The organism is Aquiflexum sp. TKW24L (assembly GCF_023502205.1).
GTDB lineage: Bacteria > Bacteroidota > Bacteroidia > Cytophagales > Cyclobacteriaceae > Cognataquiflexum.
The window spans coordinates 147,687-169,631 of the sequence record NZ_JAMFLG010000007.1 but is presented as its reverse complement, the minus strand read 5'-3'; the positions used below and the strand labels follow the sequence as shown (position 1 = coordinate 169,631).

Annotated in this window: 24 protein-coding genes; 10 read left to right on the top strand and 14 right to left on the bottom strand. The window is 40.3% G+C overall.

Annotated features, from left to right (window positions below; translation table 11 throughout):
- Positions 1-69: 69 nt before the first annotated feature.
- A complete protein-coding gene (locus tag M3O96_RS07100; RefSeq protein ID WP_249719631.1) occupies positions 70-654 on the bottom strand; it encodes a hypothetical protein in 585 nt (194 codons plus the stop codon).
- A 153-nt stretch (positions 655-807) separates the two neighbouring features.
- The gene (locus M3O96_RS07095) at positions 808-1,452 is read right to left on the bottom strand and encodes an SDR family NAD(P)-dependent oxidoreductase (protein ID WP_249719630.1); all 645 of its coding nucleotides are present in this window, start codon (positions 1,450-1,452) and stop codon (positions 808-810) included.
- A gap of 288 nt (positions 1,453-1,740) precedes the next feature.
- Between M3O96_RS07095 and M3O96_RS07090 the strand changes: the two genes are divergently transcribed.
- The 6 genes from M3O96_RS07090 (at position 1,741) to M3O96_RS07065 (ending at position 6,107) form a co-directional block, all read left to right on the top strand.
- The gene (locus tag M3O96_RS07090) at positions 1,741-2,199 is read left to right on the top strand and encodes a hypothetical protein (protein WP_249719629.1); all 459 of its coding nucleotides are present in this window, start codon (positions 1,741-1,743) and stop codon (positions 2,197-2,199) included.
- Positions 2,200-2,240: 41 nt separating this feature from the next.
- Positions 2,241-2,606 carry an alcohol dehydrogenase catalytic domain-containing protein gene (locus tag M3O96_RS07085; protein WP_249719628.1) on the top strand — a complete coding sequence of 122 codons (366 nt, stop codon included), beginning with the start codon at positions 2,241-2,243 and terminating at the stop codon, positions 2,604-2,606.
- Positions 2,591-3,202, top strand: coding sequence for an NAD(P)-dependent alcohol dehydrogenase (locus tag M3O96_RS07080; protein ID WP_249719627.1), 612 nt, complete (start codon positions 2,591-2,593; stop codon positions 3,200-3,202). The genes M3O96_RS07085 and M3O96_RS07080 overlap by 16 nt, the downstream gene beginning before the upstream one ends.
- A gap of 123 nt (positions 3,203-3,325) precedes the next feature.
- A complete protein-coding gene (locus M3O96_RS07075) occupies positions 3,326-4,300 on the top strand; it encodes an NAD(P)-dependent alcohol dehydrogenase (RefSeq protein ID WP_249719626.1) in 975 nt (324 codons plus the stop codon).
- A gap of 71 nt (positions 4,301-4,371) precedes the next feature.
- Positions 4,372-4,863: a VOC family protein gene (locus M3O96_RS07070; protein WP_349630836.1), complete on the top strand. Its 492-nt coding sequence runs from the start codon at positions 4,372-4,374 to the stop codon at positions 4,861-4,863.
- 242 nt (positions 4,864-5,105) lie between these two features.
- Positions 5,106-6,107: a c-type cytochrome gene (locus tag M3O96_RS07065; RefSeq protein WP_249719625.1), complete on the top strand. Its 1,002-nt coding sequence runs from the start codon at positions 5,106-5,108 to the stop codon at positions 6,105-6,107.
- A gap of 114 nt (positions 6,108-6,221) precedes the next feature.
- Here M3O96_RS07065 and M3O96_RS07060 read toward each other — a convergent pair whose 3' ends face one another.
- The 3 genes from M3O96_RS07060 to M3O96_RS07050 form a co-directional block, all read right to left on the bottom strand.
- Positions 6,222-7,607 carry a Gfo/Idh/MocA family protein gene (locus M3O96_RS07060; protein WP_249719624.1) on the bottom strand — a complete coding sequence of 462 codons (1,386 nt, stop codon included), beginning with the start codon at positions 7,605-7,607 and terminating at the stop codon, positions 6,222-6,224.
- Between the two features lie 165 nt (positions 7,608-7,772).
- Positions 7,773-8,957, bottom strand: coding sequence for a Gfo/Idh/MocA family protein (locus M3O96_RS07055; RefSeq protein ID WP_249719623.1), 1,185 nt, complete (start codon positions 8,955-8,957; stop codon positions 7,773-7,775).
- A 3-nt stretch (positions 8,958-8,960) separates the two neighbouring features.
- Positions 8,961-9,875: a sugar phosphate isomerase/epimerase family protein gene (locus tag M3O96_RS07050; RefSeq protein ID WP_249719622.1), complete on the bottom strand. Its 915-nt coding sequence runs from the start codon at positions 9,873-9,875 to the stop codon at positions 8,961-8,963.
- A gap of 248 nt (positions 9,876-10,123) precedes the next feature.
- On the opposite strand from M3O96_RS07050, the gene M3O96_RS07045 reads away from it, so the two are divergent.
- Both M3O96_RS07045 and M3O96_RS07040 read left to right on the top strand, forming a co-directional pair.
- On the top strand, positions 10,124-10,483 hold the full coding sequence (locus M3O96_RS07045) for a cupin domain-containing protein (protein ID WP_249719621.1): 360 nt from the start codon (positions 10,124-10,126) through the stop codon (positions 10,481-10,483).
- Between the two features lie 73 nt (positions 10,484-10,556).
- Positions 10,557-10,697 carry a hypothetical protein gene (locus M3O96_RS07040; RefSeq protein ID WP_249719620.1) on the top strand — a complete coding sequence of 47 codons (141 nt, stop codon included), beginning with the start codon at positions 10,557-10,559 and terminating at the stop codon, positions 10,695-10,697.
- Here the strand turns inward: M3O96_RS07040 and M3O96_RS07035 are convergent.
- Complete coding sequence (locus tag M3O96_RS07035) at positions 10,687-11,439, bottom strand: SDR family NAD(P)-dependent oxidoreductase (RefSeq protein WP_249719619.1); 753 nt, start codon at positions 11,437-11,439, stop codon at positions 10,687-10,689. The genes M3O96_RS07040 and M3O96_RS07035 overlap by 11 nt on opposite strands.
- 352 nt (positions 11,440-11,791) lie before the next feature.
- Between M3O96_RS07035 and M3O96_RS07030 the strand changes: the two genes are divergently transcribed.
- Both M3O96_RS07030 and M3O96_RS07025 read left to right on the top strand, forming a co-directional pair.
- Positions 11,792-12,658: an AraC family transcriptional regulator gene (locus M3O96_RS07030; protein ID WP_249719618.1), complete on the top strand. Its 867-nt coding sequence runs from the start codon at positions 11,792-11,794 to the stop codon at positions 12,656-12,658.
- A gap of 87 nt (positions 12,659-12,745) precedes the next feature.
- Positions 12,746-13,522, top strand: coding sequence for a hypothetical protein (locus tag M3O96_RS07025; RefSeq protein WP_249719617.1), 777 nt, complete (start codon positions 12,746-12,748; stop codon positions 13,520-13,522).
- A gap of 44 nt (positions 13,523-13,566) precedes the next feature.
- Here the strand turns inward: M3O96_RS07025 and M3O96_RS07020 are convergent, their stop codons facing one another.
- From M3O96_RS07020 to M3O96_RS06985, 8 genes are all read right to left on the bottom strand, one after another.
- On the bottom strand, positions 13,567-14,079 hold the full coding sequence (locus M3O96_RS07020) for a CPBP family intramembrane glutamic endopeptidase (RefSeq protein ID WP_249719616.1): 513 nt from the start codon (positions 14,077-14,079) through the stop codon (positions 13,567-13,569).
- Between the two features lie 191 nt (positions 14,080-14,270).
- Positions 14,271-15,344: a Gfo/Idh/MocA family protein gene (locus M3O96_RS07015; protein ID WP_249719615.1), complete on the bottom strand. Its 1,074-nt coding sequence runs from the start codon at positions 15,342-15,344 to the stop codon at positions 14,271-14,273.
- A gap of 53 nt (positions 15,345-15,397) precedes the next feature.
- Complete coding sequence (locus M3O96_RS07010) at positions 15,398-17,011, bottom strand: glycoside hydrolase family 99-like domain-containing protein (RefSeq protein WP_249719614.1); 1,614 nt, start codon at positions 17,009-17,011, stop codon at positions 15,398-15,400.
- A gap of 87 nt (positions 17,012-17,098) precedes the next feature.
- Positions 17,099-18,067 (bottom strand): transketolase family protein, encoded by a 969-nt coding sequence (locus M3O96_RS07005; protein WP_249719613.1) that lies wholly within the window; start codon positions 18,065-18,067, stop codon positions 17,099-17,101.
- Between the two features lies 1 nt (position 18,068).
- Positions 18,069-18,920, bottom strand: coding sequence for a transketolase (locus M3O96_RS07000; RefSeq protein WP_249719612.1), 852 nt, complete (start codon positions 18,918-18,920; stop codon positions 18,069-18,071).
- Positions 18,921-18,929: 9 nt separating this feature from the next.
- Entirely contained in the window at positions 18,930-19,379 is a 450-nt protein-coding gene (gene bcp / locus M3O96_RS06995) for a thioredoxin-dependent thiol peroxidase (protein ID WP_249719611.1), read from the bottom strand.
- Positions 19,380-19,406: 27 nt separating this feature from the next.
- Complete coding sequence (locus tag M3O96_RS06990; RefSeq protein WP_249719610.1) at positions 19,407-21,263, bottom strand: M23 family metallopeptidase; 1,857 nt, start codon at positions 21,261-21,263, stop codon at positions 19,407-19,409.
- Positions 21,250-21,861 (bottom strand): fumarylacetoacetate hydrolase family protein, encoded by a 612-nt coding sequence (locus M3O96_RS06985; RefSeq protein WP_249719609.1) that lies wholly within the window; start codon positions 21,859-21,861, stop codon positions 21,250-21,252. The genes M3O96_RS06990 and M3O96_RS06985 overlap by 14 nt, the downstream gene beginning before the upstream one ends.
- Positions 21,862-21,945 lie beyond the last annotated feature (84 nt).

The window sequence follows — 21,945 nt, the reverse complement described above, 5'->3', positions numbered from 1 at the left end:
CTCATATTTCAAAAAGTTGTTTAAATAAATAGCATTTGAAATAATGGTTTTAAAAGGAATTAAGGGATTTCACCCCCCGTTGACTTTCATGCTTTCGTTAAAAATATAAACAGATCCATTGTCTAATTCGATTTCGAGGTCAAAAAACAATTCAATGTTTTGGTTGGGGACAGCGATGAATTTAAGATATAACCTTTCGTTTTTGATGAAACGATGTTGATTGTCGATGAATTTTGCTAACTCAAATTCCTGCTGAAAATTTTGGGTCATTCTGAAGTTTTCATTGATTACTCCCCCTTCTTCCAGAGTGAGGGTTTCATTGATTTTTACTTTTCTTTTATTGATCAAACGAATGGATTTGAGCCTCTCAACAGAATAAGATTCCCGTGGACTACAAGCCAAAGCCGCATTTGAAAATATAAAACCCTTGGCAGGCTGTATTTCTGAGACAGGTTTTAAACCCGAAACCCAAAAAGCTTTGTATAGAGTCTGGTGAAAGTAAAACCTGTTGGGATCGACCTCAAAATTCCGGTCAGCACGAAATAAGGTCTCTGCGGAAAATGTGGTTATTGAAAAATCCTCCACCTCAAATACAGGATTGCAGCCACAGGGTCCATCGCACTGGTCAATACAGGATACAGGTAAGATTCCCATAAAAACAATAATTAATAACCCTTTTAACAGTTTTGTATTCATGATATAGGAAAAATATGTGGCACAAAATTCATCTTTAAGCTTAAAACAAACAGCTGTCTCACATGTTTTTAATTTGTGTTTTTTTAATATTCAGAGTTTAAAAATTGAAAATCAATATGTTACTTCTATCACTTTGCGGTCCTTGTTCATTTTCCAGAATTTTTCGGCAAGGACCGCGGGTGCGTGGGTTTTGCTTTCTGGATTGATCCATCCTGACACAGTCAAAGTTCCCACATAGATTTTTTTGTCTTTCAGGGACTCGCTGAGCATATAGGCAAGGCTTTGGATAGCAGCTTTGCCAAGTGATATTGAGGCAATTCCTGCATTGGGATAGTTGGCTGATCCTCCTCCAGTCAGCAAAACGGAACCTTGGCTTTCGGTCAGGTCATCCATTACAGCTTTGACTGCTTCAAGGACATTAGCCACACTGATGCGAAATCCTGCTGTCAACGTATCGGCTGTTTCTTCCATCAATGGAGTCATTCTCGCATCTACAGCATTGTAGTGGAGGATTCCGAAGACCGGAAGTTTGATTTTCAGATTTCCGATCGCTTCGAGCATCTGCCCTGTGTCAGAAAGATCTGCTTTTTCATAAGCGGATACAATTCCCATTTTATCAAGATGAAGCTGAAATCCCGCGAGTTTATCAGGACTTCGGCTGATCATTCCAACCTGGTAGCCTTCTTTTCCGAATTTTTCGGCGACAGCTAGGCTCAATCCTTGACCCATGCCGATGATTAGTATTGATTTTTGCATAGAGATAGATTTTCTTTTATGAACAATCTAAAGTAAGTAAAGTTGAAAACGTTTTTGAAAATATATAAAAAGGATCAATCAAATTCGAAAATAAAACCCTAAAAAATCCAGAAAAACTATTTTCAATAAAAAAATTCGATTTTTAGCCATCATACATCAATTATTATGAAGACCTTTTTCATTCTTTTGTCAAGGTATTTGCTGAAAATCATATCAAATATAGAGCTTATAAGAGAATTTTTCTCCTGATAAGGCCTATATTAAAGTTTTTAAACCTCTATAAACCACATGGAAATATCCGAAATCAAATCAAGACCTGAATTTTCTTCTAAAGAAAAGCTCAATAAAAAAATCACATGTTTTAGCAAAATCATTGATGAATTGAGAACAAGGCCAATTCCACCAAATGTTATTGAAACCATCAACACTGAAATCAGCAAGGTTAATGCCTCCCCAGGGTCAGAAAAGGAATATTTAAGGACATTGAGTAAAGCCCAAACCAATACCTTGAAAGTTATAGAAAAGGAATTGAATCTTGTCGTAAAAAATCATTACCGTAACCTTTGGCTTGCCTTGGGAATGGCAGCTTTTGGTATTCCCCTTGGAGTGGCATTTGGTATTTCACTGGGCAACCTGGGTTTATTAGGATTGGGTTTGCCAATCGGTTTGGCAATGGGTATAGCCGTTGGGACTTCCTTGGACAATAAAGCTGCAAAAGAAGGTCGCCAACTCGATGTGACTGCATGAGTTAACATTTCTTTGACTTCGAATTTTTTATAACCAATACTATGAAAGCTGCTGTTTATTACCAATATGGACCTCCGGAGGTGATTCAGGTAAAAGAAATACAAAAACCTGATCCAAAAGACGATGAGGTTCTGATCCACGTTTTTGCCACTACTGTTAACAGGACAGACTGTGCTAGATTCCGTGCTGATTTTTTCATCATGCGGTTATTTACCGGCTTGACTAAACCAAGAAACCCCGTTTTAGGAACTGATTTCGCAGGGGTTGTAGAGAGAATAGGTAAATCAGTGGCTTCATTCAAAAAAGGGGATCGCGTTTTTGGGTTTAGCGATCTTGGAATGAATTCACAGGCAACGTATTTGGTCTGTGGCGCAATAATTTTATCAGCCTCATGCCAAAAAATGTAAGTTTTCAACAAGCAGCGGCTAGTGCGGAAGGGGTTCATTATGCCATTAACTTTATCAACAAAGTAAAACTGAAAGCGGGTCAGAGAGTCCTTGTCAACGGAGCCTCAGGATCAATTGGCTCTGCAATGGTGCAATTACTGGTATACTATGGACTTGAAGTTACTGCAACCAGTAATTCAGCTTGCATGGATTGGATATCTTCAAAGGGAATTCATTTAGTAATTGATTACGAAAAAGAAGATTTTACTAAGTTGGAAGAGACTTTTGATTATGTATTTGATGCCGTTGGCAAAAGTACTTTTGGAAAATGTAAGCCGCTGCTCAAAGAAAATGGGATTTACATTTCATCTGAATTAGGTCCAAAAGCACAGAATCCAATTCTTTCATTGTTGGGCTTAGTCAAAAGTGGAAAAAAGGTGAAATTCCCATTCCCGCATGATATCAAAGGAAGCTTGGAAATGATCAAGAGAATAACGGAAGAAGGAAAATTCGATCCACTGATTGACAAGGAATACGCTCTGCCTGACATCTCTGAAGCTTATACCTACGTAGAAACTGGTCAAAAATCAGGTAATGTCATCCTCAATATTACCTAGTTTTTGTACTCTACCAACCATTAACCAAATAACCATTAACCAAATAACCATTAACCAAATAACCATTAACCAAATAACCATTAACCAAATAACCTTTAACCAATTAAATAAATAACCACTCCAATGCGCGCCATTTTTCACACCCAATACGGACCACCGGAAATTCTTAAGTTAAAGGAAGTTCCAAAGCCTGTCCCTGCAGAGGATGAGCTCCTTGTAAAAGTCCATGCAACTACCGTCAACAGAACAGATTGTGGATTTAGAAAGCCGGATTACCTTATTATTCGCTTATTCAATGGGATGTTTTCACCGAAAATCAAGATTATGGGATCTGAATTTTCGGGAACTGTGGAGTCCATTGGCAAAAAGGTCAGTAGTCTCAAAGTTGGAGATGAAGTATTTGGATTAAGTACTAAAAATTTTGGGGCACATGCAGAGTACCTGACAATTGCAGAATCCGGATCGATTGCTGTCAAACCGAGCAATTTTTCCTTTGAGGAAGCTGCAGCAGTCTGCGACGGGTTGATGCTTGCCAATGCTTACCTGAAAGATCTTGATTATACCAAACCACAAAAAATTCTGATCAACGGAGCTTCAGGTTCGATCGGTACAGCTGGAGTCCAATTTGCCAAGTACTTCGGCGCAAATGTAACTGCTGTTTGCAATACCAAAAGCATGGATTTGATCCGCATGCTTGGCGCGGATAAGGTCATCGATTACACGCAAACCGACTTTACACAGGATGGGAATGACTATGATTTCATCTTTGATGCAGTTGGTAAAAGTTCTTTTTTTAAATGCAAAAAACTTCTCAAACCAAAGGGTGTGTATGTTTCCACAGAATTTGGATTCCTCGCTCAAAATGTCTTTTTGACTTTATTGACACCGATAGGAGGAGGGAAAAGGGTAAAGTTTCCGATTGCCACAGACTCCAAAGAGGATATTCTATTTTTCAAACAACTGATTGAGTCAGGAAAATATCGGGCTGTCATTGACCGACATTTTACCATGTCAGAGATCGTCCAAGCCACAAAATATGTCGAAACAGGGGAGAAAACAGGGAATGTGGTCATTGATGTGGTAAACCGAGGGGATTGATTCCCCTTTTGATGACAAATTTTTTCCCTTAATCAATTATCTTTAATCTATTCAATATCAACTCATTTGCTATGAAAAAGACTAGCTTATTTATCTTAGGAATAGTTACTGCATTCTGTTTTGGCTTTCTTTTAAAACCCTCAGTACAGGTTTCTTATAAAACCTCGGAAACAAACCCAACTCTAGAAAACATGAAACTAGGAGCATTTTCAGTCAGCCTCAACGTCAAAGACCTTCAGGCTTCCCAAGCTTTTTATGAGAAGCTTGGGTTTAAAGTATTCGGTGGTGGAATGGATCAAAATTACCTGATCATGAAAAATGAGAATGCCTTGATAGGCTTATTTCAGGGGATGTTTGAAGGCAATATCCTGACCTTTAATCCCGGTTGGGATGAAAATGCTGCACAGCTAGATTCCTATGACGATATCAGGTCAATCCAGAAGCAGCTTAAATCGCAAGGGATCAAGTTGGAGTCAGAAGCCAATGAAAACAGTACGGGTCCTGGCAGTCTGATGGTCAAAGATCCTGACGGTAATTTGATCTTGTTGGATCAACATTTTTAGGAAAGGTTTTTTTCCTGACATCAAAAATAATTTAAGTTGTTGATATTCAGTTTTGAATCAAGTTTTGTAATGCACATATTTTTAAGTTAGATTTTCTTTGAATTAATATTGTGGAGCTTTTAGTGGGTAAGTTTTTGGGTGCTTTGGGACAAAAAAAGAGTGCTTTTGTCCTAAGTCGGTAATAGACAAAAAATAGAATGTGTAAATTATGGTTATCCATAAACTATAAATCCAGCCCAACTATGTTCAAGAAAATTCTCCTCGGTATTTTGATACTCCTGATAGCTGTTACCGGGGTTTTCGTCTCTTATGTTCTACTTTCATGGGATAAAATATATCACATCCCTTATCCTGAACTTCAGGTCAGTAATGATTCCACAGTCATTGCCAGAGGGAAATACCTCGTTCATGGACCTGCCCACTGCTCCAACTGCCATGTGTCGAGTGTAGAGGATATGGTATCTGCAGATGAAGGAAAGAATATCCCGCTCAAAGGAGGCGCTCCTTTTCCTTTGGGTCCATTAGGTTCACTATATACCGCAAACCTGACACCTGATCCGAATACGGGAATTGGTAGATATACTGACGGTCAATTATTCAGGATGATGCGCCACGTGGTAAAACCTAACGGCACTGCAACCTTGTCGATTCTAATGCCCTTTTGGAATATGGCCGATGAGGATCTTGTTGCAGTTGTTTCTTACTTGAGAAGTATGGAACCTTTTGAAAACCCGGTTCCTCAAGCTGAATGGTCTTTTATGGGAAAAGCCATAAAAGTTATGGCTACCTCTTTTCATCCTATTGAAAATCCTGAGCCTCCAGCTTACGCGCCACCTATGGCTGCTACGATCGAGCGAGGTGAGTATCTCTCTAGGTCCGTTGCCAATTGCGTGGGTTGCCATACCGAAAGGGATCCAATGACATTCGAGGCATTGAGTCCCGAATATTCCGGGGGTTTTGAGTTTGAACCCTTTCCTGAATTTCATATTGCCATCGGTGAAGATCCAGAGTTATGGGCACGAAGCCCCAATATCACTCCACATCCAAACAGCGCTCTCTCCAAATTTAGGACAGTGGAGGAATGGAAAGCAAGGTTCAGGCAGGGAAGAATCATTAAAATCTCTCCCATGCATTGGGGACCATTTTCTAGAATGACTGACCAAGACTTAGAGGCACTTTACCTGTACCTCAACAGCTTGGAACCTGTAGAAAATGACAATTCGGAAACGGTTTTTAAGAAATAGGTGGCAAGTACAGGAGAAAATAACCAAAACCATTTATCTAAATTCCTTTAGCAAAGAATAAAAATATTGGCTGAGAAATCATCTTATTCTTTATCATTTTTAAGAATTCAAGCTTCAACCGACCTTCATTGCAATAGGATCCCAAATAATTGGTTTTTGCAAATCAATGCTCAGGTTACAAGCCAAGGAAGGCGCCGCCGCCCGCAATCCAAATGAAGCGTCCTCAAGAATCGGACTTCCCGAACGGATACCATTGAAGAAAGAAATCAAATGATCTAAGCGATCATCATAACCTTTTGGCGCATTGAAGTTTACGGATTTCCCCATTTCATATCCACCTTGTCCGGTTCCATAAGTCTCTTTGTACCATTTTTTAAAATCCTCTTTTTGCTTGGCAGAAAAACTTGTAAATGAATCATATCCCCCAAATCCAGGTTCTGCATGGCGCTTGATGGTGGTGACTTTGAAGTCATTCCAGCCAATATCAATCACCCCATCAGTTCCATAAATTTTGAGTCCAAATCCTCCTTTGCCTTCGCCATCCGCTAGGTTGACTCTTGTATAAACCTGAAAGGAATCATGGTTTTCATTTTTAGGATAATCCATCAAGGCATTGATGATGTCATAGGCATCCCTTCCATCTTTCCAATATTTCAATTCCCCGATGCTGTAGATTTTATTTGGGCCATATGAACCTGTGATCGTATGAATACTTGTCAGCAAGTGAACAATCAGATCTCCGGCAGCGCCTGTGCCGTATTCCTTGTAGTTTCTCCATCTGAAGAACCGTTTGGCGTCAAATTCGGTCTTAGGTGCATGACCCAAAAAGGTGTCAAAATCTACGGTTGCAGGAGAGGCATCTGTGGGAATGGAATACTGCCAAGCCCCACGTGCATCTGATCGGTCACAAAAAGCCTGAACATAAGTCAGGTCACCGATCATGCCACTTTGGAGGATTTTTTTTGCTTCCAAAATGGCGACAGAGCTTGCTCTTTGGCTTCCCACCTGAAAGACTTTTCCGGTTGCTTTTTGGGTATCGATGATGGCGTGACCTTCATTGATTTGCTGGATCATGGGTTTCTCACAGTAGACATGCTTTCCTGCTTTCATCGCATCCACTGCCATGCGCTCATGCCAATGGTCAGGCGTGCAGATCAATACAGCGTCTATGTCCGGTCGGGCCAATAATTCCCTATAATCTCTTGTCGTGTAGAAATCCTTTCCCCACTTTTCTTTGGCATAATCCAATCTTCCTGTATATAAATCGCAGGCACCAACCAATTCTACTCCATCCACCAAAAGAGCTGTATCCGTATCATAGTGACCAATGATGCCAGCGCCGATCAAGCCGATCCTGATTTTATCATTGGCACTGACTTTCATAACAGATTTTAGCACAATTGAATTGGCGTTTGCCTCATTGTGAATTCCTGTTCCCAAACCAGCCAAAGCCAATGAGCCACCGACCTTTTTCAAAAAATCCCTTCGTTGATTTCCCATCTTGTTTCTTTCTAATTTTTGATACCAATCACTTTAATCTAATCTGCCTAGTCTAACCAAATAATCACTAACCTATTAACCAATTCACCTTTAACCAAATCCAACCCTTCGACAAGCTCCAGTACCTTCAACAATTAACCAAATAACCCCTAACCAAATAACCAACTACCTCACCACAATCTCCCCGGTTTCTTTATTCTTCAAAATCAATTTTTTGTCTCCATTTGGCAAGATTTCTTCTTTGATAAACCAATGAAAAGCATCGTGTTCCTGATATACCGATGGTTTGGACAATCCCCTTTGTCCTCTCCAAATGGGAAGTTGGACAGGTTCCCAAAGCTTGGTTTTGGCTGACTTGTATGCTGCATCGATGATGGCATTGACAACATAGCCATCGTAGAACGTTTCTTGCGGTTGGACTCCTTTTTCGAAAGCATCAAACATGTCATTGAACATATTAGGGTAGCCCAATTCGTGGGCCTCGTCGCCAACTGGAAATTGCCACCCAGAAGCCGATTCAGCTTTTTCTGCCACATAGCCATCACCCACACCGGTTGTAAACATCTCAAATCCAGTTCTCAAAAATGAGTTGATCCAAATCGTGCCCTCTGTGCCCATCACCTCATCCCGTAAATCCATCCCTCCCCGGAATGTCCATGATACTTCAAATTGACCGATTGCTCCATTTTCATATTTGACCAGACCGATTGCATGGTCTTCAGCATCTATAGGCTTGACTTGAGTATCTGCCCAACACATGACCTCAACCGGCAAAATATCTTTACCGATAAAGTTTCTTGAAATCTCCACACAATGACAACCCAAATCCAAAATTGCTCCACCACCTGCTTTCTCAATATCCCAAAACCAATCTGAGTGGGGACCTGGATGCGTTTCCCTTGATTTTGCCCATAGGACCCTTCCGATAGCTCCGGCTTCTACCCTTTTGACCGATTTGAGAAATTTTGGGGTGTAGCAAAGGTCTTCCAAGTAGCCGCCAAAAACTCCGGCGTCCTCACAGGCCAAAGTCATCCTGAGTGCTTCTTCTGCATTTCTTCCCAAAGGCTTGGTGCATAAAACAGGTTTCTTGTGCTTGACACAAAGCATCACCGCTTCTTCGTGGACATAGTTTGGAAGGGCTATTACCACAATATCGGTTTCTGTATGGGTGATGGCGGCTTCCATATCGGTGATTGGATAGGGGACATTATAGTCCTTGGCAAATCGCTGAGCTGTTTCTTCTTTTCGGGCATATACGACCTTTACAAGGTCTTTCCCCCTTCGGCCTATCAGAGAATCAGCATAAAACCTTCCTATAAATCCTCCTCCGAGAATACAAATATTTACCATTTTTTAGCTGTTAAAGAGTTTGTTGATGGCTGCGTAACTGATTTTGTGTGCTTCGATAACGTCTGTTTTTTGAACGGTCTTTTCCTCTAGACATTGCTCAATAACGAGATGGGCATTGATCCCCATTTTTTTGATTTCCTTAGCAAATCTGATACAGTCAATATCACCTTCAGGATGAAATGTCTCCGACCAAACCCCGTTTTGGGATTGCCTAAGGTGAAAGGAAACGATTCTCTCTCCATACATTTTCAAAGTGTCAAAAACTGCCACTTGAGAATTTCCCGAACCTCGATAAATCCAATGCACATCCATACAAAAGGCAAGGTTTTCAGGAGATGTATTTTGGAGTACATGGTGAAATTCCCTTGCTCCGGCTTGCAATTCCACATCATGGGTGTGGTAAGCCAAGGTGATTCCCATAGTCTTGAGTGATTGCCCCAACTTATCTAAATGGCTACTTTGACAGAGGAGTTGACGGTCATTTTTGAGCTGTCCGCTTCCCCATTGGATTGGATTGGGATTGGTCACAATGATTTTGGTACCTAATGGCTTGGCCTTTTGGGCTATTTCTAGAATTTGCTTGGTTGATTTTTGGGCGAGATCGTCTCCATGCATGAGGCTGCCGACATAGATTGACGGCACCTGAATCTGGTGTTTTTCCAAAGATGGAATCAATTCCTTCAAATGGGCTGCATCTCTGATGGATGGTTCGAATCCCGGGATTTTTGTCTTTGCAAATTCACCCAAACAGGCGTCCCAATCTTTTCCCCATTCCTTTCCGGAGCGATTGTAAAAAGTAACCCAATTGTATTCATTGGCTGAAATCGGCAGGCTTTCAGAATTCTTGGATAGAAGTTTTTGGCTTGAAAGCACAACTGCTAGTCCGGGCAATAAGCCTACAAAATTCCTTCTATTCATTGATTTTGGGTTTATGGTATTGTGATTTTGAATATACCAAAAAAAGGTTGGGCTCACAATCAGGAATATTTAGACAGAATATAGGAGATGTCATTAAAAACAAAAGGCACTTTCTCTTGGGTGTTAATTGAAAACTGATTGTTAGGAAGGAGTTTTTGAATTAACTATCATTGAAAAATTAAGACGAATACCAACTAAACCGAAACTAGATCATTCTAATTTTTTGTTCAAAACCAAATATCAATCCCATGCAAAAAGTAAATCTCAATGATAAATTATCCCAATTTCACGATTATTGGAATCCGAGGATAGCGGGTGAACTCAATGGGCAGCATGTCAAATTGGTCAAATTCAAAGGGGAGTTTGTATGGCATAAGCATGACCATGAGGATGAAATGTTTTTTGTGGTCAAAGGGAAATTTCAAATGGAGTTTCGTGATAAAACCATCGAACTGAATGAAGGAGAATTTCTGATTGTTCCCAAAGGGGTGGAACACAGGCCCGTCGCCGAGGAGGAGGTCTCCGTGATGCTTTTTGAACCGGCTTCAACCTTGAACACTGGCGATCAAAAAGGAGAGTTGACAAAAGAAAATCTGGAAAAGATTTGACTTTAGTTATTTCGTTTTTTTTGGATTATGTATATGGGCAATGATGGCAGTATATTATTATCAGATATAAATCATGGATGGAAACCAGAATGTCCGGTACAACCCTGACCGACGGCAGGCGGGCGTCTTCCGACTTCCGTCTTCCAACCCGTTTGTAAAAGAATATTGGCATACTGTCAAAGAAGCGGGTACCAATTTTCCATTTAAACTTTAAGTCCCATGAAGCCACCATCAATGGTGAAATTACTTCCTGTGATAAAAGAAGCTTCATCAGAACCTAAATAGTAAACTAGTCCTGCTATTTCCTCAGGGGTACCCATTCTGCCGATAGGTTGGGTAGCAGCTAATTTTTCAAACATCTCTTTTTCCTGACCTGGATAATTTTTGGCAAGAAAACCATCTACAAATGGAGTGTGGATGCGACCGGGAGAGACAGAGTTACACCGGATATTGTGACTTACAAAATCCCTTGCGATGGATAATGTCATGGAGTAAACCGCACCTTTGGTCATAGAGTAAGCAAACCTGTCGGGGATACCGATGGTCGCCGCGACTGAACACATGTTGATGATCGCCCCGCCACCATTGGATTTGAGTTTTGGAATGGCTGCCTGACTGCATGTAAATACTCCTTTGGCATTGACTTGGAATACTTTTTCGAAATCTTCCTCAGCCGTATTTTCTAGATTTCCAATATGGGAGATCCCGGCGTTGTTCACCAATACGTCGAGCTTATCAGGGGTTCTTTCAAATATTTTTTTGACCTCAGCTAAATTGGATACATCAGCTTGGAGAAAAGTTACTTTCAAACCTTTGTCAAAAAGGTCTTTTTCGACTTCCATTCCCAAAGATTCATTGTAATCGATGAAGAAGACATTGTTTCCATTTGAGGCAAAAAGTTTGGTGATGGCTAAGCCGATTCCACTTGCCCCGCCGGTGATGATGATATTTTTCATAGCATAAATATAGGGAGGGGATTCGGATTTAAGAATGATTGATAGGGTGGGGGAGAGGCTATTTAAAAGAAATTTGGGAGTATCTGTTTCATGGCTTCTCCAACCAATCAATTTCACAAAAGATTTTTGTTTGAATGGACTGCTACAACATTGGAAGGTATAAGGGGGCAAACGAAGTTGGATTTTCATCTCTTAATTGTTATAGAAAAATCCATAGTTGGTTAATTATATCATAAAAATATCTAAATATCGAAATTTGGAACAAAATTCAGTCAGAATAAGCTAAAAAACAGGGAGATTGTCAATCGATTAATGTGGAATTTAAACATGGCTTACAATCCAAAATTTACCCATGAAAGCAAAATTACTAGAGCGAAGGAAACCATTTGATAAATCCTTTACCTCGGCCATCCACAACTATCCCCATTTTCTCAATATCTGGCATTATCATCCTGAATTTGAACTGGTAATGATGCTTAAAAGTACAGGAACCCGTTTTGTGGGAGACAGTATTCAGCCCTTTTCTCCCGGGGAATTGGTTTTGATTGGCGAGAATGTCCCACACATGTGGCAAAATGACAAATCTTATTTTGAAAGAAACAGTGTCTTGACAGCAGAATCCATCACAATTCACTTCAGAAAGGATTTTGGCGGTGAAGTCCTGCTAGATATTCCTGAAATGATCCAGATAAAAGGTCTTTTTGAAAGGGCCGCTCAAGGAATAGCTTTTCAAGGCGTTGTCAAAGAGACTGCAATTGAGAAAATGCTCGCCATCCACCATGCTGAGGGCTTTTCGAGATGGATTGGATTAATGGAGTTTCTACAAGAATTGGCAGAGGAGGTTGATTTCAAGTATCTTTCATCTAGAGGTTTCCAACATCCAAAGGAGAAAAACGGAGATAGCCGAATAGACAAAGTGTATTCTTTCACTTTCAACAATTTCCATAGAAACATCACGTTGGAAGAAGTAGCGGATATTGCAAACCTCAATCCAACTGCGTTTTGTAGGTTTTTTAAGAAAAACACCAAGAAAAACTATTCGAAATTTCTCAATGAAATCAGAATAGGTTATGCCTGCAAAAGGCTCTTGGAAGAGAAGATGAATATTTCTGAAATAGGGTACGAATCAGGTTTTAATAACCTCTCTAATTTTAATAGGCAATTCAAATCTTCAAGAGGGATTTCACCGACTGAATATCTTTCAAAACATCAAAAATGATTAAAGTATTACTTTAATTAAAACACTTTAAAGTATTGGCATTATATTTGTTAATTTTCAAAAACACGTTTTGAATTACCAATTGCCATGAGAAAAAGATCAAGTGTTTATATCCTTTTGATTTTTATTATACTCGGATCCTGTCTAACAGGATCTGAAAATGAAAACTTGAGTCCTGTATTTGATGATTACATCGTATTGATGGTTATTGACGAGAGCAGTATTGACAATGGCATAGAACCTAATGATTTTTCGGAAACTGATGTCAATGATCAAATTGCCGCTGTGGGACAACGTGATCAACTCAAATATTTTAAAGAAAATGTAGGTAAAACAATTGACCTGTACACCGGACAAGTGGGAGATGAAGGTTGGTTCGCTCTTAAAAACATCCCGAATAGATGGGTGAATGCAGGCCCGACAGGTAATGGTGCCCAAAATTACCTTACTCCGGGACCGGGATTAGGAGCTCCCAATATTGATAATGATAGGGATGTCCTTTTGGATGAAATACCCAAAGTGACTCCCCTTAGAGCAACAGCATTGAAGATGTTAGTTGGCGTTAAGGTTTTAGCAGTTGTTTATGACAGCGATATTAGTGTCAATTATTCTCCTTTGGAAGGAAATCTTCAGGGAGCAAATCTTGGGTTGGTCGCATTCGAGGTTTTGGACGTCAAAAAGAGGGTTGGCGGAAGTGACGCAGATTTGCCTGTGGTTACTATAAAAATATTGAATGTGGAAGCTCTAAGTCAATTTGGAGTTGTCCTTTATTCAAATGCTCCCGAACCCCAATCTTCTTCGGAACCGGAGGATGTAAATCCACCTGATACTGTAGAGATTCCAGTTTTTGTTTTGGCAAATTAAAATTTTATTTTTTGATAATTTCCATTCATTCCTCAACAATTTAATTATGATGTTTGGCTTTTGTGTTTGTTTTTTGGAAGCAAAACAAAAAATCCTATCTCATATCCAATAGATAAACTGAGGTGAATTAAAATGGCAGGCCAAACTCCCCCAAAATTTAACACGATCAAACAAACAAGAAGTCCAAATCCCAAGCTTGATGTGGCTTCTTTTTTTGAATTAAAAATATGTATCAAAGCATAAAGAATAATATTAATTCCTATTCCGATTGGTATTGAGAAGACAGTAATAAGATCACTGAAAAAATATCCCCTAAACCAGATTTCATAAGAAATAAGGAATAAAAATCTCAAAATAAAGTAACCTGAAAATATTGCAAGAGCAGGTGTGGGTTGGTAAATAGGAGATTTTTGATCTAATTTTTTGGCGATAGACAAGCCAACCACAAATGCCAAAATCACAAGAAGGGCAAGAAAAGCAAATTGAATCGTTGAAAGTTGATTTCTACCAAAGATTAGGTGATTAGCGATTTCTTTGCCTGATATTAAAACAGGCACCACCGCCCAAACCAATATCCCAAAGAGCATTAGAAGAAATAGGATTTTTAATTTTTGAGGCCATCCTTCTTCGGAAATAAACCTTAAGCTGTTGTTTCGGTAGGCCCACCAACTCATCATAAACATGCTGATATAAGCAAATCCATGATAAATGAATCCTAGATATGGGCCTTCCATCATCCTATTTTTATTTAAAGAAAGACCATATTTCCGGTTTTTACTGACTCATCGCAAGCAAATGCAATCCTCAAGCTATTAATGGCATCTTGCAAATGATCTGTGAGGTCAATGTCCTGCTGTATTGATTTCAGAAAATACTGCTGCTCTCTGTCACAAAGCTCCTGATGATCAGGTTCATCGGTCATATCTATCCAAAAATCCTGTTTGGTAAAATTGTTCTTTCCATCCAAATCAGCATGGTGGACTTTGATGCTTTCTGTTTTTGTATGCGAATCCACATGATCCGATTTCCCTGCTGATCCGGCAGATTTGGCCACAATTGATACAGCTCCTTTTGGTCCAAATACATCTTTGATAAAGAAGGCATTATCAGAAATCATAGGTCCCCAACCTGCTTCATACCATCCCACCGAACCATCTTCAAAGCGGATTTGAAGTTGCCCATAATTGTAATTGTTTAAAGGGATTTCTTCACTCATTCTTGCGCCGATAGCCGAAACCGAAATTGGTTTGGAGCGGGTCATCTGACACATCACATCAATGTAATGCACGCCACAGTCCACAATAGGGCTCAAGCTTTTCATCAGGTTTTTGTGAACATCCCACATGTAGCCATGGCTTTGCTGATTGAGGTTCATCCGCATTACCAATGGTTTTCCTAGCTTGTGAGCCTCAAGGATAAACCTTTCCCAAGAAGGGTGATGCCTCAAAATATAGCCCACGACAACTTTCTTATTGGCTTTTTTAGCTACATCAATGATCCTTTGCGAGCCTTCTACCGTATCCGCCAAAGGTTTTTCGATAAAGACATGGCAACCATATTCCAAAGCTCTGACGGCCATTTCTTCATGGGTATCAGGATAAGTGGAAATGCAAACGGCATCAGGTTTTGATTCAATCATCGCCAAATCAAAATCATCGAATAGTGGATATGTGCTGCCTAATTTCTCATTCAGTTTTAATTTACTTTCACCTCGGGCGACAAGACCACAGATTTCAAATTCTGGCATATTGTGATAGGATGTGGCATGGAAAGCTCCCATATTACCACAACCTACTACGAGGATTCTAATTGGTGTCGACATTTTTTCCTTTGTTTTATAAACTAAAATTCTTATTCATAATTCTGAATTCAGAATTACTTTTCCTTTACAAAAACCTCTTTGATCGCTTCTAAGTAATCAAAGCCATGTCCTTCGGTGGGTTCAATGTGATTGCCCTCAAGGTATTCATTCCAACAGCAGACCATCACTGTATTTCCGTTGGTAGCTTTATATTTCTCTGAATATTTTTGGGCTTCAAGGAGTTTGGCCTTGAAGGTAGATTTGGTACTGTGGACATTGTCTTTGATCGGTTCACTAGGAAACCCGGATTGTTGCGGCCAAGTGCCGCCGATGGGCCTCATGTCCCAACCCATGGCAACGGGAACTTGGTATTCAAAACCAGTGTCCTTCTTAAACATCTCAGACCACCTTTCCCAATGGCTTTTATATGTTGACCGCATGTCTGTATAGCTTTTATTATCTCTGTCCATAAAGCTGTGGTAAATGTAGGCGGTCATACCTTCAAAGCCCATTCCTTTTAACCTTGGCACATATTCCTGAAACAATATTTTTTTTGTATAATTTCCTCCTCTCCATGGTTCCCTCGCATTAGCGGCCACCCATTTTGTTGGGAGGGCGTATTGCTTTTCTCTCTGAGCCATTGCTCCTGCTGCCACTGCGATAAATTTTATTCCTTTGAATCCTGATGCTTGGGCCAAACCTTTTGACCTGTCTAATAGCTCTTTCATGGTGATTCCATAGAATGCGGCTCTCGATTCTAAGTCCTGTGGAAAATAGAGATAGACAATGGGTCTACCTGTTTCGTCTTTGAGATAATCCTTCCTGCTGAAATATTTATCAATCCACAATTGGGTAATTTTATCATGGACTTTGAGGAATAGCTGCTTGTCGGGAACTTCGCCTTTATAATTACTTCCAGACTCGATGGTTTCGGGTGACCCCAATTCTAACCAAAGTCTCCACCTGTCTTCTCCGTCATCTACCCAATTGATCGCCCATTTCATTTGTTTGTCTTCGGGTAGTTTTTCATTTTCGCTGAGTAGAACAGTCAATTGCTCATTCCATTGCTCTATTCCCGGAACTTCTACCCTTCCATCTCTTGTAGGATCTGTCTTCCATCCTTTGGGATAATAGGTATTTGCCTGTGGGGCAAAATTTAAATGATAATAATAATGCCTTCCAAAAAACCAGTTATAAGCAAAAAAATCAATGCCATAGCTTTTCATGTATTCCAGTTGCTTTTTGGCAACTTCAGGATCATCCCTCTTATAAAATCCTTTTAGACTTGGATGAGGCTTTCTTGCCAAATATGGGCCTTCGTAAGGATAGCTTGCATTGTAAATTCTGCCTTTTGGCCCCCAAATAGCAGGATTGTTTGTGTGACCACAGTTCTCATTTCCTGTCAGGCAAGACCAAAAACTATCAATGTCATTATTTGAGTCTGCTGTTAGATTCCAAGAAGGCATAAAATAAACACCCACAAGATTTCCTTTATCGGCCCACAAATATTTTTCTCCCTTACTTTCAAAAGAAGGATTGAAAAAAGTCTTAGATCCCATACCTGAAGAAGCAATAGAAATTTCAGTTTCCAAAGGTCCTGTAGGAGTCGTTGATTTTTTGGAAGAACAGTTTTCAGGTCCATACATCAGGAAAGAAAAAACAAAAAGAAATGGAAGTAATTTCATCATTATAAACCTGTTTTTTGAATATAACCTAAAATTAAAAAACCGTGATGGAAATGCCACCACGGTTTCAAATTATTACGAAGTGTAATACTATTTTCTTGCGATTGCCTTTTTTGCGGCCTTCACTATATTTTCGGCGTTCAAGCCATATTTTTCCAACAATTGTGTTGGTGTACCGGATTCTCCAAAGGAATCCAACACGCCGACATATTCCAATGGAGCAGGATTGTTTCGGACCAAGGCCTGTGCAATGCTATCACCCAAACCACCGTTGATCTGATGTTCTTCAGCAGATACAGCACATCCTGTTTTGGCAATGGATGCCAATACGGCGGCTTCATCAAAAGGCTTGATGGTGTGGATATTGATCACTTCAGCAAAGATGCCTTCTTCACGGAGCATGGCTTCGGCTACCACAGCTTCCCAGACAAGGTGACCGGTTGCAAAGATGGTTACATCTTTACCTTCGATCATTTTCCATGCTTTTCCGATTTCAAACTTTTGGTCAGCAGGAGTAAAGATCGGCCAAACAGGACGTCCAAATCTCAAATATGCAGGACCGACATGGTCCACCAAGGCCAAGGTTGCAGCTTTGGTTTGGTTGTAATCGCATGGATTGATTACAGTCATATGGGGCAACATCCTCATCATGCCCACATCTTCCAAAATCTGATGCGTTGCTCCGTCTTCTCCCAAAGTCAAGCCTGCATGAGAGGCACAGATTTTTACATTTTTATCAGAGTAAGCTACTGACTGTCTGATCTGATCATAGACACGGCCGGTTGAAAAGTTGGCGAATGTACCTGTAAAAGGAATTTTTCCTCCTATGGCCAATCCCGCTGCCAGTCCAATCATGTTTGCTTCAGCTATACCAACCTGAAAGAACCTGTCTGGGAATTCCTTTTGGAAAGCGCCCATTTTCAATGATCCGATCAAATCGGCACAGAGGCCTACTACATTAGGATTATTACGTCCTGCTTCCAATAATCCGTCACCGAATCCTGAGCGGGTATCTTTCTTTTCGGTGTAAGTATATTTTAAATCTAAGGTCTTTTCCATCTTAATAGTCTCCTAAGGTTTCTTCCAATTGTCCCAATGCATTTTCAAGTTCGGCATCACTAGGAGCAACGCCATGCCATTTGTGTGTTCCCACCATGAAATCAACTCCGAAACCCATTTCTGTATAAAGTAAGATTAAGACTGGTTTTCCTTTTCCTGTAAGGCTTTTCGCCTCATCAAGACCGGCAACCACAGCTTCCATATCATTCCCTTTTTTGACTTCGACTACTTCCCAACCAAATGCTTCCCATTTGGCCCTTAGATTTTTAAGGTCCATGATTTTTGCGGTTGGTCCGTCGATTTGCTGACCGTTGTAATCAATGGCAGCGATCAGGTTGTCCACCTTGTGGTGGGCAGCGTACATGCACGCTTCCCAAACCTGTCCTTCCTGCTGTTCACCGTCACCCATCATAACATAGACAAGTTTGTCATCTTTATCGATTTTCTTGGCTTGAGCTACACCTATTGCCACAGAAAGTCCCTGTCCCAATGAACCTGATGCTATTCTGATTCCTGGAAGTCCTTCGTGAGTGGCCGGATGTCCTTGAAGTCTGGAATTTAATTTTCTAAAAGTAGCCAACTCCTCGACATTGAAATAGCCACTACGGGCCAATACGCTGTACCAAAGTGCTGAAACGTGTCCATTGGAAAGGAAAAATAAGTCTTCACCTTTTCCTTCCATTTTAAAGTTGTTGTTATGCGTCATTTCATTGAAATAAAGCGCAACAAAGTATTCAGTAAGTCCAAGTGCAGCACCAGGGTGTCCTGACTGTACGGCATGTACCATACGCAGGCAATCCCTTCTTACCTGAGAACTGATTTTTTTGAGTTGATCGATAGATTGTTTTTCCATTAGTTGGAATTATTTGAGAATTTGAGCGGTATGGTTTTTAGTGTCTACTTTTTCAATTATTTCTGCCAAAACACCATTCGCATCAATGACAAAAGTGGTACGGGCGGTGCCCATATATTTTCTTCCATACATGGATTTTTCTACCCAAGTACCGTATGCCTCATGGACTTTGAGGTCTTCGTCAGCGATAAGTGGAAAGGGGAGGCTTTGTTTTTCGATAAATTTGAGGTGGGATTTTTCAGAATCAGAGCTCACACCCAATACAATATATCCGGCCTTTTGCAGCGCATTGTAATTGTCTCTTAGGTTGCAAGCTTGGGCAGTACATCCGGGAGTATTGTCTTTTGGATAAAAATAAAGGACTACTTTTCTTCCTTTGAAATCTGAAAGTTTAATGATATTTCCATTTTGGTCTTTGGCTTCAAAAGCCGGTGCGGGATTTCCTACTGCTAGTGACATAATAGTTTTGTTAAGGTTAAGGATTGATCAAAGTTTGGAGGTATAGCGTTTTTCATTTCCTGCCATATCCCTCACGATCAATAGAACTTCTCCCTTGAATGGTTGTTTATCTATTTTTTCGGACCAGATTACACTTTGCTTGTGCTCATATTTCATCATCACCCACTTCCCGTCCACATAAGCGTTAAAATCTTTGATTCCAGATTTATCATCCTTGATGGTAAATCTCAATTCAGAAGCATTGACCCTAATCGGTGCAATTGTGGGAGCGATGCGATCTACGTCCAAAACAAAAGTACCAAAATTTCTGGTTTTGAACCTGATATCTTCTGATTCCCATTCACCACCAACAAAAGTTTTCCGTCCATTATCAGCCTGAAAATAGACATGAGTGTTTTTTTTGTCTCCGTTATATCCGGTGTTTCGCATCAAAACCTCCATGTTACTTTGGAGATATTCTCCAGGGCTGTTGATCTTGAGGGAAGGTCCATTGCCATTGTTTTTTCTTTCTACCCTGAGATAAAGGTCATCCAAAAGCGTATTTTCTGAAAATTTGATTTCCACATCATTGTTAGCAAAAGAGATTTCTTCCCCAAAAGGAATTTTTACCAATACTTTTGGTTTGATGATTTCGGTGCAGAGGTCCACTGAATCCGGAACTCCATAAGTCATATCCCAGATGTAATTCCTTCTTCCGTCCTGAATATACGCCGGAGGGATTTCCATCTCCTTACTTTTAACAAAAACCTTGGCCAAAGTTCCCCATTCTGAACTGCCGGTCTGGATGACCATCATTTCTCTTTCAAAAGAGACATTTGTGGTTTTATTGGCTGAAATGGAAGTGCTTCCAAAACTTTGTGGAGCTTCTTCTCCCTCTACTAAAAAAGTAACGATTCTGGTATTGCCAAAATAATCCTTGAGATTAATCTGCATCTTTTTCCTTTCCCCGACTTTTGCTGTCATCACTCCTGCCGCGAGTGAATCAGGTTGGTAGATGCCTAGTTGGTTGTTGGGATATTTGTATAGTCTGATAAATTTGTTTCGATGCATGTGCGTCAAAAAAAACCTTCCCTTGTTGAAATCGATTTTGTTGACATTAATCCTGAAAAGTGGATTTTCCTTGTCTATCAATTCAATTATCGGCACGCCAAAAATATTTGAAACATCATCCATTTTATCCACTGTATGGATTTCCACGCCAACATTTCCTGTGATTCTAACCAAATCCGCCAAAATGTATCTGCCTCCTTCGACAATAGGTTTAAATTCCATCCTTTGAAATTTTCCATTCACCCTAGCATTTAAGTCCAGTGGTTTGAAGGCAACCCGATAGACTACCGGCGGCGTTTTGTCCACTACTTCTTTGAATCCAAACATAAATGGATCAATCGCCCTGTCAAGACTGTCCCGAATTTCGAAATGTAAATGCGGACCTCCCGAACTCCCTGTATTTCCCCCATTTCCAATTATTTCACCTCTTTTGATTGGAAGAAATTCCGGGTCAGGAAAAACCTCCAATTCGTTTTTTTCGGCGAAATACATCTCTTTCCGCATGAATTCCATGATCTTGGGAGAAAGATTACGGAGGTGGGCATAGACGGAAGATTGGCCGTTAGTATGCTTGAGGTAGATGATATTGCCATAGCCAAAGGAAGAAATTTTGATCCTGTAGATGTATCCATCAGAAATGGCAAGGATGGGTTCCCCATCTACTCCGCCGATTTTAACATCAATTCCAGAATGGAAATGGTTTGGACGGATCTCACTAAAATTTCCGGAAAGGAAAGTCCTGTTTCCCGGCTTGACCGGAAAAAGGTATTCCTGGGCATGGAGGAGGAAAGGAAAAAATAAAAATAAAATGAGGAGGTATTTACTTGACTTCAAAATCCAATAGCTTTTTGTCTTCTATAAACGCTTCTAATCTATCTCCGACCGAGACTTTGCTTACACCTGCTGGAGTACCGGTAAAGATGAGGTCCCCTTTTTTCAAAGTAAAATATTGGGACACATATTCTATGATTACGCTAAAATCAAACAGCATCATGGATGTATTTCCTTTTTGCTTCAACTCTCCATTGATATGGAGGTGAAAGTTGATATCAGCAAAATTTTCAAAATCCGACACAGGTAAAAATTCACCCACAGGCGCAGAACCGTTAAAAGCTTTGGCGATTTCCCAAGGAAGTCCTTTTGCTTTGCATTTGTCCTGAAGGTCTCTTGCTGTGAAATCGATCCCAATGCCGATTTCGTCAAAGTACCGGTGGGCAAACTTTTTCTGGATATGTTTGCCTTCCTTACACACCTTCAAAACCAATTCCACCTCATGGTGGATATTTTCAGAAAAGTCAGGATGGTAAAATGGGGAGTTGTTTTTCAGTAGGGCTGTATCAGGCTTAAGAAACACGACAGGGGCGGAGGGACGCTCATTTTTCAGTTCCTCAATGTGCTCCGCATAGTTTCTTCCGATGGCAATAATCTTCATAAGGGAAGGGGAATTTTGACTGAGGCAAAGAAAGGGATTTTTTGTGGAAAGACATAGGGATATTACGCAGGATAAGGGACTAAA

Coding starts and splice junctions, on each gene's coding strand:
- M3O96_RS07060 (WP_249719624.1), bottom strand. CDS start 7,607: ATGGGAAATCAACGAAGGGATTTTTTGAAAAAGGTCGGTGGCTCATTG.
- M3O96_RS07000 (WP_249719612.1), bottom strand. CDS start 18,920: ATGGAAAAACAATCTATCGATCAACTCAAAAAAATCAGTTCTCAGGTA.
- M3O96_RS07015 (WP_249719615.1), bottom strand. CDS start 15,344: ATGTCGACACCAATTAGAATCCTCGTAGTAGGTTGTGGTAATATGGGA.
- M3O96_RS06985 (WP_249719609.1), bottom strand. CDS start 21,861: ATGAAGATTATTGCCATCGGAAGAAACTATGCGGAGCACATTGAGGAA.
- M3O96_RS07030 (WP_249719618.1), top strand. CDS start 11,792: ATGAAAGCAAAATTACTAGAGCGAAGGAAACCATTTGATAAATCCTTT.
- M3O96_RS07080 (WP_249719627.1), top strand. CDS start 2,591: ATGCCAAAAAATGTAAGTTTTCAACAAGCAGCGGCTAGTGCGGAAGGG.
- M3O96_RS07040 (WP_249719620.1), top strand. CDS start 10,557: ATGGATGGAAACCAGAATGTCCGGTACAACCCTGACCGACGGCAGGCG.
- M3O96_RS07050 (WP_249719622.1), bottom strand. CDS start 9,875: ATGAATAGAAGGAATTTTGTAGGCTTATTGCCCGGACTAGCAGTTGTG.
- M3O96_RS07055 (WP_249719623.1), bottom strand. CDS start 8,957: ATGGTAAATATTTGTATTCTCGGAGGAGGATTTATAGGAAGGTTTTAT.
- M3O96_RS07075 (WP_249719626.1), top strand. CDS start 3,326: ATGCGCGCCATTTTTCACACCCAATACGGACCACCGGAAATTCTTAAG.
- M3O96_RS07010 (WP_249719614.1), bottom strand. CDS start 17,011: ATGATGAAATTACTTCCATTTCTTTTTGTTTTTTCTTTCCTGATGTAT.
- M3O96_RS07025 (WP_249719617.1), top strand. CDS start 12,746: ATGAGAAAAAGATCAAGTGTTTATATCCTTTTGATTTTTATTATACTC.
- M3O96_RS07065 (WP_249719625.1), top strand. CDS start 5,106: ATGTTCAAGAAAATTCTCCTCGGTATTTTGATACTCCTGATAGCTGTT.
- M3O96_RS07095 (WP_249719630.1), bottom strand. CDS start 1,452: ATGCAAAAATCAATACTAATCATCGGCATGGGTCAAGGATTGAGCCTA.
- M3O96_RS07005 (WP_249719613.1), bottom strand. CDS start 18,067: ATGGAAAAGACCTTAGATTTAAAATATACTTACACCGAAAAGAAAGAT.
- M3O96_RS07100 (WP_249719631.1), bottom strand. CDS start 654: ATGGGAATCTTACCTGTATCCTGTATTGACCAGTGCGATGGACCCTGT.
- M3O96_RS07090 (WP_249719629.1), top strand. CDS start 1,741: ATGGAAATATCCGAAATCAAATCAAGACCTGAATTTTCTTCTAAAGAA.
- M3O96_RS07045 (WP_249719621.1), top strand. CDS start 10,124: ATGCAAAAAGTAAATCTCAATGATAAATTATCCCAATTTCACGATTAT.
- M3O96_RS07035 (WP_249719619.1), bottom strand. CDS start 11,439: ATGAAAAATATCATCATCACCGGCGGGGCAAGTGGAATCGGCTTAGCC.
- M3O96_RS07085 (WP_249719628.1), top strand. CDS start 2,241: ATGAAAGCTGCTGTTTATTACCAATATGGACCTCCGGAGGTGATTCAG.
- M3O96_RS07070 (WP_349630836.1), top strand. CDS start 4,372: ATGAAAAAGACTAGCTTATTTATCTTAGGAATAGTTACTGCATTCTGT.
- bcp (WP_249719611.1), bottom strand. CDS start 19,379: ATGTCACTAGCAGTAGGAAATCCCGCACCGGCTTTTGAAGCCAAAGAC.